The following is a 9,806-nucleotide window of genomic DNA, read 5'->3' as shown; positions in this document are numbered from 1 at the left end:
AATTTCGCTACCGGAATTTTTCGGAATATAAACCTTTAAAATCTTTGGACCATGAAAAATCGAGTTACCATTCCACTCGGAATCAATTTGCTATCGGCAGTGGTTCCTCTTGATTGTAGAGTTGAAATTTTATGCGTATTTTTATTGTTTTTCCTACTATTGGAACAATATTACGATGAAAAAAATAAATAAAAAGAGGACAATCCTCACTCAGCTTTACAATCGAAATTAAAGTGGGATCTTGTTCAGCAGGACAGGATCCCCTTTTGCTAGTCTTTAGTAAGAATATATTATTTAATATCCTTATTTCAAGAGGCTTAAATAACAATTAGTTTGCTATCTCTCATCTATTTACTACTCATATATGCTTCCCGATAATTTTCCTGAAGCATTTTCTCAATATCACTCTCCCGATAAAGGATTTTACCTCCCAACTGATAATAGGATATTCTCCCTTCATTACGATAATCCTGAAGCGTGCGTCTGCTCAGTTTCAATTGTGCCGACACTTCCTTGTCGGTCAGATAGCGTTCACCGCCCAGTACGGGACGGTTTCCGACCGCCAGATTCTCAATCCCGACCAGCATACGGTCAAGACTTCCCATGATACGGTGTACCCATTCTCTGCTGTCTGTTCTCAGTTCACTCATGTTATTATGGATTTAGTGGTTATTGTTTAACTGTTATATGTTACGTCCTCTGTAAATAGCCTCTTTTCTTCTGTCCTCAACTTTCTTGACGATACCCTGCACATCTTCCGGCTTATAGAATATCTTGTGATTGATTTGAGAAAAAGGCAGGGTACCGTTATCACGGAGTGTCTGCAAGGTGCGGGGAGAGATGTTCAGATACCGGCACACGTCCTGATTATCCATCCACTTGTGCAGGGTCCTGTCGTTCTCCCGGTTGCAAATTTCCATGACCCGATGCTCAAAGTATTCAAACTTACGCACCAATTCCTCAAACAGTTGCTTTTCTATTCCTACAAATTCCATATCGTTTCCTTTTTTGTTGATTGATGTTTATTCTTTTTTCGTTGTTTGCGACAAAGAAAAGCCATATATTCTGAAAGGCAATGGTTTCCGCTTAACTGGCAGCATGTGGCGCTGATTATCTTAGTTATGAGGCCACATTCATATCCTTTTCTGTAAATATTCCTATATTCATGGACTCCATCCAATAACGATTTACAGAATAAAAGATCTATGAATCTGATTCAATAAAGGTCCATAGCAATGGATAAGGAATGGTTTATTTCCCTGTAACCTTACTTCATTACTTTTCCAAGCCATTGATTAGATAAGGAAGCAAAGAATTGTTCCTTCAATGATTCACAGACATGAATGTTTACTACAATACGACATTAAGTCAGTAAATATTCAAGTCAATAAATCAGTAACTGTTTGAATCCCCGGTTCATTGTTTCATCAAACAGGAAAAATACCGCATTCCACACCTATTGCCCTGCATACAAACTGCAATAGGTCACATTGTTGCCACATCCCGACCAACTGTTTGACTATTGGAAACTTATATTCTTTTTTTGCCAGACAATTCATTCCGAGACATATCGGAACATGGCAAACAAAATGAGAAAATAAATGATGAACAGAAACGGAAAAACAGGCCTGTCCCCTCCATAAGATGATACCGACAACGGTATTATTTCTCCCGGATTTATAAGGAGCATATTCAGAGATGCTCAAAATAGCGGGATTCTGGTTTTTAGTGGGGCAAGTTTGTGTTTCGGGCAGACCGAAACCGCTTGCTCCCACTACTGGACGCAGTGAGAGGTTCATCCCGCTGGTCTAATCAGTACATTCATTTTATACAATAGTCAACAGATGGAAAAGAAACAGAATACAGAACGAAACAACAAGGGCGGCCGTCCTCCAAAGAGTACGACCGACAAATTGAAATACCGTATTACCGTGAAACTGGCGACACCGGATTACTATACACTGAAAAGCAGGGCAAGAAGCGCAGGCATATCGGCAAGTGAATACCTGAGGGAATGTTTCCGTAAGGGATATGTCCGGCAAAGACTTACAGCGGAACATTCCGACTATATCCGTAAGCTATGCGGTATGGCGAACAATCTGAACCAGCTGGCTCATAAGGCAAATGCCGGAGGATTCGATACGGCAAAACTGGAATGCCGTGTACAGGTGGCAAGAATCGAAGAACTGCTGAACCATATCCTGCTATGATTGCGAAGATTGTAAAGGGAAGCGGATTCCGTGAGGTTACCGGCTATATCATTGACAGTAAAAAGGATGCCAGGATTATCGCACATGCCGGCTTGTTCATTGAGGATGTTAACACAATAACAAAGGCTTTCGAAGCACAGGCCGGTATGAATCCGAAAGTATCCAGACCGGTCGGACACATTGCACTGGGATTTTCCAAAGAGGATGAAAGCAGGCTGACCAGCCGGATTATGGCAGAAATAGCTTTGGAATACATGAAACGGATGGGCATAAGGAACACACAGTTCTTTATAGCCAGACATTTCGACAAGGAGCATCCTCATATACATATCGCCTACAACCGGATAGATAATGATGGCAGGACCATATCCGACAAAAACGAGCGGTTACGGAGTGCACGCATCTGCAAGGAACTGACCTTGAAATATGGTCTTCACATGGCCAAAGGCAAGGATCATGTCAAGACTGAACGTTTAAGGGAACCAGACAAGACAAAGTATGAACTTTACAGTCTGCTTAAAACGGAAGTCGGAAAGGCCGGAAACTGGAAGGAGCTGATTGCCGGATTAAGCAAAAAGGGAGTAGATGTACGGTTCAAATACAAGGGAAAATCCAATGAAGTACAGGGTATCGTGTTCATCATGAACGGCTATTCCTTTAGCGGTTCCAAAATTGACAGGCAGTTCAGCTATTCCAAGATAAATGCCGCATTAAAGACACCGTCATATTCGGAAACAAAAAGACAGGTAGCTGTTCAGAGTGAACCGGCATATCAACAGGAACCGCATGGCTATGAATTATACAGCGGTTCTTTAGGTCTGTTCACACCGAACCCGCAACCGGAACAACCAGAAGGTTATCCGGACGATTATTTGAGAAAGAAGAAAAAGAAAAAACAACGAAAAATAAGATGGTAAAGTATGGAAAAAGACAATGTATATGTTTTGTTTGAAGAAATCAAGAACAAGATTGAGATGATAAACGGGAAGCTGGAACAGAAGACCGGAACACCAACTGGCAGACAGGCAGAAGAAGTGATCCCGACATGCGTAAAGCATATTCACCGGCATAGTTTTGAAGTCAGGTCAAGCAAAGTATTTTCTCTTTTGGTCGGAATGGGCGTGGTATGTAGCCTGTCCTTATGGGGAAATATCAGACTATGGCAGTCTAACCGGCAATATGCAGACGACGCCTTGAAGTTCCGCGCCATCCGTTCCTGGAGCGGGTGTACTCCGGAAGATATTCTCTGGCTGAACAAGGTTTTTGACATCCATCGTGACGAGAAGGCCATCGAATGGGTCAGAAAACAGGCCGACGGGTACGAAAACGAGCTGAAAGTTGTTTCCGACAGCCTGATGCAGGAGAAATTTAAGTTACAGGTAGAATCTGAATCCGATTGATATGGCCAGTGTGAAAGTAAAATTCAGACCTTCCACCATAGAGGGAAAGGAAGGCACTATCTATTATCAGATTATCCAGAACCGTGTAATCCGTCAGTTAAAGACGGATTACCGGATATTTACGGATGAATGGAACGAAGCTGAGAGCTGTATCATTGTCAGTAGTTCGGAACGAAGCAATCTGCTCCTTTCCTTGCAGGAACGCATGGAATGGGACCTGAAGCGGCTGGACATGATTATCCGACAACTGGATAACCGGAAAAGTACATATACAGCGAATGATATTATAGTAGCCTTTCAAAACAGGGTAAATGAACAGTCTTTTTTTTATTTTATGCAAGGCATTATCAAACAATTAGAATTATTGAACAAAATACGAACATCAGAAACTTATACTGCGGCATTGAGCAGTTTCATGAAGTTCCGCTATGGACAAGATATTCTTCTTTGTGAAATTGATAGCGATATGATGATGCTATATGAGGCATGGCTGAAAAGCAAAGGAATCTGTCCCAACACAGTTTCATTTTATATGCGTATTTTGCGTGCCGTGTATAACCGTGCTGTGGAAAAAGAACTGATTGAACAGAAGTACCCGTTTAGACATGTTTATACAGGCATTGACAAGACTGTGAAACGTGCTGTTCCTCTAAAAGTCATCAAGTATATCAAGGAACTTGATCTGACATTGAAGCCGCATCTTGATTATGCAAGGGATATGTTCCTTTTTTCGTTCTACACCCGTGGAATGTCGTTTGTTGATATGGCATATCTGAGAAAATCGGATTTGAAAAATGGTATTCTGACATATAGGAGAAAAAAGACTAGCCGGCAACTCACCGTTAAATGGGAAAAGTGTATGGAAGATATTGTAAATAAGTATGAAAGTTATTCTGACATGCAATACCTATTGCCAATAATCACCCGATGTACCGATGAACGGATACAGTACAGAAATGCCATCTCTCGTGTAAACATTGCTTTGAAAGAGATAGCCCGTTTAGTCGGTTTGACTCTTCCGTTGAGCATGTACTGTGCAAGACATGCCTGGGCAAGTATCGCTAAAAGCAAAAATATCCCTCTTGCAGTCATTAGTGAAGGTATGGGGCATGATTCAGAAGAAACGACACGCATCTATCTTGCTTCGCTTGACACGAATGTGGTGGATAAGGCGAACGGTCTTATTCTGAAAGACTTATAACAGGATAGGCGTGAAAATTGTTTAGTAAAAAGCCGAATCTCTTGATAAGAGTTATAGTTATAATGCAAAGGTACACAAAATACTGAAAAATAAGCATAAACAGCTTGTTGATAATGCCATAAATTGTATTAAAACTATCCGTCTGTTGAGCCAATCAAATTCTCATAGGTACAGAACATTCTGATTTTCAAATGAGATTTTACTTGCATTTATCTCTTATCAAGAGATGAATTTCAAGGAGATACTGCATAAATTCCGTACCGAATCATTCACGGAAAAGGAGAAAGGTACAAAGTTCGAGCGACTAATGCGCTCATGGTTGCTGACAGACCCACGTTACAACGAGTTGGAAAAAGTCTGGCTATGGGAGGAGTTTCCGGGACGTAAGGATTTCGGAGGCACAGACACAGGTATAGACCTTGTGGCAAAGACTGAAATGGGCGACTATTGGGCCATCCAGTGCAAGTGTTATACCGAGGATGCCACGATAGACAAGCCTGCCGTGGATTCGTTCCTCGCCACCTCCAGCCGCACATTTACGAATGAGGTTACATTTCAAACAACCCGTTTCTCCAATCGCGTATGGATTTCTACTACCAGTCATTGGGGGAGCAATGCCGAGGAAGCCATCCGTAATCAGGAACCGCCAGTGACACGCGTCGGCATGGCCGACCTGAATTCATCCCCAGTGGATTGGCAAAAGCTGTTGGATGGTCTTACGGGAAACTCCGCACTCGTAGAAGGCAAAAAACCGCGCAAGCATCAACTCGATGCCATATCCAAGGCATACACGCATTATATTACAGAGGGAAACGACCGTGGTAAGCTTATTATGGCCTGCGGTACAGGAAAAACCTATACATCGTTACTTATCGCCGAACAGTTGTTGAACGGCAAGGGGCTGGTGTTGTTCATGGTTCCGTCCATCGCCCTGTTGGGTCAGTCACTTAACGCATGGTCAGCTGATGTTGGAAAATCCATAAAGGCAGTCTGTATCTGTTCGGACTCCAAGGCTTCACGTAAGATACAGAAAAACAAATATGATGATGCAGATGACAGTGTGGTAGACCTTGCCGTACCTGCATCTACCAACCCGAAGTCCATCGCCTCGCAACTGAAGAAGTACCGCAGCCATGACGGACTGGTGGTAGTGTTTTCCACCTACCAGTCCATTGATGCCGTGTCAGAGGCACAACAGGAGATACTTTCCGAAACAAACGGCGAATATGGTGTGTTCGACTTCATTATCTGCGACGAGGCACACCGCACTACGGGTGTAAAACTGTCTGATAAGGATGAGAGCAATTTCACTAAAATACACTCCGATGACAATGTGAAAGGTCGAAAACGGTTGTACATGACCGCCACGCCGCGCCTGTACGGTGAATCGGCCAAAGTAAAGGCTTCTGAAAAGGACTGCATCCTCTGCTCAATGGACGACAAAGCACTTTATGGAGAAGAGTTCTATCGTGTGAATTTCTCCTATGCCGTACAGAACGGGCTGCTGACCGATTATAAGGTGCTTGTCCTTACCGTCGGTGAAAACGATGTGCCCGATAATATCAAGCGGGACATCACCGATACGACCACCGAACTGAATTTTGATGACACGTCCAAACTTATCGGTGTAATCAACGGCCTCTCAAAGATGATACAGGGTGATGATCACCGCACATGGGATGCCGATCCACACATGATGCGCCGTGCTGTGGCGTTCTGTTCGTCCATTGACAAGAGCGCAAGCAGGGCGGGCATCGCATCCAAATATGTGGCTTCCGTACTGCCGCAAATATCGGAAAAGTACGACAAAAATCTAGATGCGGAAAGCCTATCGCATACCGTTTCGATAACCGCAAAACACATAGACGGCTCTATGAACTCACAGGAACGAAATGGAATTCTGCAATGGCTGGCTGATGAACCGGACAATGACCGGGAGTGTCGGGTTGTAACCAATGTGCGTTGCTTGTCCGAGGGTGTAGACGTGCCGTCACTTGATGCCGTACTGTTCCTTTCCGCCCGTAATTCACAGGTGGATGTGGTGCAGTCGGTTGGTCGTGTGATGCGTACTTTCCACAAGGGACAGCCCGATGAGAAGAAATACGGATATATCATCATCCCTATTGTCGTGCCTTCTGGTGTTTCAGCAGAAGAAGCACTTGATAATAGCAAGACCTTTGATGTAGTTTGGGAAATCCTGAACGCGCTACGCTCTCACGACGACCGTTTCAATGCGATGGTGAATAAGATTGCACTCAACAAGCAGAAACCAAACAAACAGTCCTACACCCCGTCAGTCACTATCGGCAGGCCGGGATTAGGCTTTCAGGAGGGAGAGGAAGAAGCGCGACAGATGGAGAATGCGGAAATCGCCCGCCAGTTGGAACTTAGATTCGGTGAGTTGCAGGACGGCATGTATGCCAAGCTCGTGGAAAAGTGCGGCGACCGCCTATATTGGGAGAATTGGGCTAAGGAAATCGGACTCATCGCGCATAAGTTCATTGAGCGCATATCCAAACTCATCCAGTCCGGCATACACAAAAAGGCGTTCAACGAATACCTCAAGGGGCTACAGCGCGACCTTAACCCGTCAGTAGATGCGGCACAGGCCATCGAGATGTTGGCACAGCATATCATCACCCGTCCGGTATTCGATGCTTTGTTTGCCGATTACCAGTTCGTGAACAACAACGCCGTGAGCCGTTCCATGCAGCGCATGATAGACCTCTTGCAAGAACAGGCTTTCGAGAAAGATACCGAGATTCTGGATAAATTCTACAAATCGGTACGCATGAATGTTGGTGGCATTGATAATTTGGAGGGAAAACAGACCATCATCAAGAACCTATATGAGAAATTCTTTAAGGGCGCATTCCCGCTTACAGTGGAAAAACTGGGTATTGTTTATACGCCCGTAGAGTGTGTAGATTTCATCATCCATTCTGTGGATGATATTCTCAAGGCGGAGTTCAACACTTCGCTGACCGCACAGAATGTGCATATCCTTGACCCGTTTGTGGGCACAGGCACATTCATTACGCGATTGTTGCAGTCCGGTCTTATCCGCCCAGAGGATATGGAGCGCAAGTATCTTAATGAAATTCATTGCAATGAAATCGTGTTGCTGGCCTATTATATAGCTGATGTGAACATAGAATCGGTGTTCCATGAGATAACTCGTCGTAAAACTTACCTGCCATATAGCGGAATCTGTCTGACTGATACCTTCCAGTTGGCAGAGAAAAAGCACAACGAACTTTTTACGGAGTTCTTCCAGGACAATTCCAAGCGAGTAAAGAAACAGATGGCTACGCATGTGAGAGTTATTGTGGGGAATCCACCGTACTCAATAGGACAAAAATCTGCACATGATGATGCACAAAACCTTCAATATCCTAACCTTGATAAAAGAATAGCAGACACGTATGTGAAATTTACCGAAGCTTCATTAAAGAAATCTTTGTATGACAGTTATATTAAGGCTTTTCGTTGGGCCTCTGATCGTATTTCACAGTACGAAGGTGGTATTGTAGCATTTATTAGTAATGGTGCCTGGCTTGATAGTAGTGCAGGTTCTGGTATTCGCCGTTGCTTTGAGCAAGAATTTACCTCCATCTATGTGCTGAATTTGCGTGGAAATCAACGTACATCGGGTGAACTTTCACGTAAAGAAGGAGGAAAAATTTTTGGTAGCGGTTCTCGTACACCGATTGCAATCACTTGCCTTGTCAAGAATCCGAGCAAAAAAGGACAAAAAGCCATCATTCATTACCATGACATCGGCGATTATCTTAGTCGTGAGCAAAAGCTCAAAATGGTAAAAGAATTACGATCAATTTCATCTCAAAAATTATATTGGCAAGTTATAGAACCGAACGAAAAGGCAGATTGGATAAATCAAAGAGATGGACTATATGATAGTCTGATTCCATTTGCTCCTGAAAAGAAAAAGAATATAAATGCTCATTCTATTTTTTCAAATTATTCAACAGGTGTCATAACAAATCGAGAGTCATGGGTGTATAACTCAAATTTACAGACATTAACCGATAATTGTCTAAGACTTATATCTTTTTATAACTCTGAAACAAATCGTTTTATAAATGCATTAGCACAAAATAACAATCTTGTTGCATCACATTTTGTAGATAAAGACGAAACTCAAATAAAGTGGGATGAAGCTTTATTTAAGGATGTACAAAAGGGTAAAAAACTGCAATTTGAGTCAAAAACAATAGTTGATGCAATATACCGTCCCTATTTTAAGCAACATCTTTACTTCAATAAAGGACTTAACTGGAGTAGGTATTTGATGCCGTCGTTCTTTCCAAATAGTTATAATAATATTGCAATATGCGTAAATGGAAGTACTGGACAAAAAGAATTTTCTGTATCAATTACTTCTCATATTGTGGATAGGAGTTCTATTGGAGCTGGTCAATGTTTTCCTATGTTTTGGTATGAGGAAAACAAGAATACCCAAAGTTCACTTTTCGATGATGCAGAAACAAACCGTTATATTCGTCACGATGGCATCACAGACTGGATTTTAAAAGAAGTGCGCAATCGCTTCGGTGGTTCACGAGCCATTACTAAAGAACATATTTTCTACTATGTGTATGGCTTGCTTCATTCCAAGCAATACCGTGAACGTTTCGCAGATGACTTGAAAAAATCATTGCCACGCATTCCTATTGTTGATAACGTACAGGATTTCATGGCATTTTATAAAGCCGGAAAAGAACTGGCCGACTTACATTTGAACTATGAGCAAGGAATCAATGAGCAAAGCACTGGAAAAGATGGTGATTATTCGTTTTATGCAAATATTCCGATGCTCGCTCATCGTTCTTTGGGCGTAAAAGTTATTGGCGACATCGACATCTGGCAAAATGAATGGGCTGACGAAACCTATCAATACTTCGCCGTGGAAAAGATGCGCTTTGCCAAAGTGCGTGACGAAAACGGCAAGCTCGTAGCCGACAAGACACGTAT

The 9,806-nt window shown here is 42.8% G+C and carries 7 protein-coding genes; 5 read left to right on the top strand and 2 right to left on the bottom strand.

Annotated elements, in window-relative coordinates; all coding sequences use genetic code 11:
- Positions 1 to 347 precede the first annotated feature (347 nt).
- Both NW212_RS14770 and NW212_RS14765 read right to left on the bottom strand, forming a co-directional pair.
- A complete protein-coding gene (locus tag NW212_RS14770) occupies positions 348 to 650 on the bottom strand; it encodes a helix-turn-helix domain-containing protein (protein ID WP_008141865.1) in 303 nt (100 codons plus the stop codon).
- Between the two features lie 33 nt (positions 651 to 683).
- Complete coding sequence (locus tag NW212_RS14765; protein ID WP_122304453.1) at positions 684 to 995, bottom strand: helix-turn-helix domain-containing protein; 312 nt, start codon at positions 993 to 995, stop codon at positions 684 to 686.
- A gap of 849 nt (positions 996 to 1,844) precedes the next feature.
- Between NW212_RS14765 and NW212_RS14760 the strand changes: the two genes are divergently transcribed.
- From NW212_RS14760 to NW212_RS14740, 5 genes are all read left to right on the top strand, one after another.
- Positions 1,845 to 2,210 carry a MobC family plasmid mobilization relaxosome protein gene (locus NW212_RS14760; protein ID WP_258339384.1) on the top strand — a complete coding sequence of 122 codons (366 nt, stop codon included), beginning with the start codon at positions 1,845 to 1,847 and terminating at the stop codon, positions 2,208 to 2,210.
- Positions 2,207 to 3,127 carry a relaxase/mobilization nuclease domain-containing protein gene (locus tag NW212_RS14755; RefSeq protein WP_258339383.1) on the top strand — a complete coding sequence of 307 codons (921 nt, stop codon included), beginning with the start codon at positions 2,207 to 2,209 and terminating at the stop codon, positions 3,125 to 3,127. Before NW212_RS14760 ends, NW212_RS14755 begins: the two co-directional genes overlap by 4 nt.
- A gap of 3 nt (positions 3,128 to 3,130) precedes the next feature.
- Entirely contained in the window at positions 3,131 to 3,610 is a 480-nt protein-coding gene (locus NW212_RS14750; protein WP_258339382.1) for a hypothetical protein, read from the top strand.
- Position 3,611: 1 nt separating this feature from the next.
- Entirely contained in the window at positions 3,612 to 4,811 is a 1,200-nt protein-coding gene (locus NW212_RS14745; protein ID WP_258339381.1) for a site-specific integrase, read from the top strand.
- Between the two features lie 226 nt (positions 4,812 to 5,037).
- The coding region (locus NW212_RS14740) for a type ISP restriction/modification enzyme (protein ID WP_258339380.1) at positions 5,038 to 9,806 on the top strand (4,769 nt) is incomplete at its 3' end.

It is taken from the genome of Bacteroides sp. ET225, assembly GCF_024733745.1.
In the GTDB taxonomy this organism is placed as follows: Bacteria; Bacteroidota; Bacteroidia; order Bacteroidales; family Bacteroidaceae; genus Phocaeicola; species Phocaeicola excrementipullorum.
Note: the sequence above shows the minus strand (reverse complement) of the source record. Positions and strands in the feature narration are given on the sequence as shown.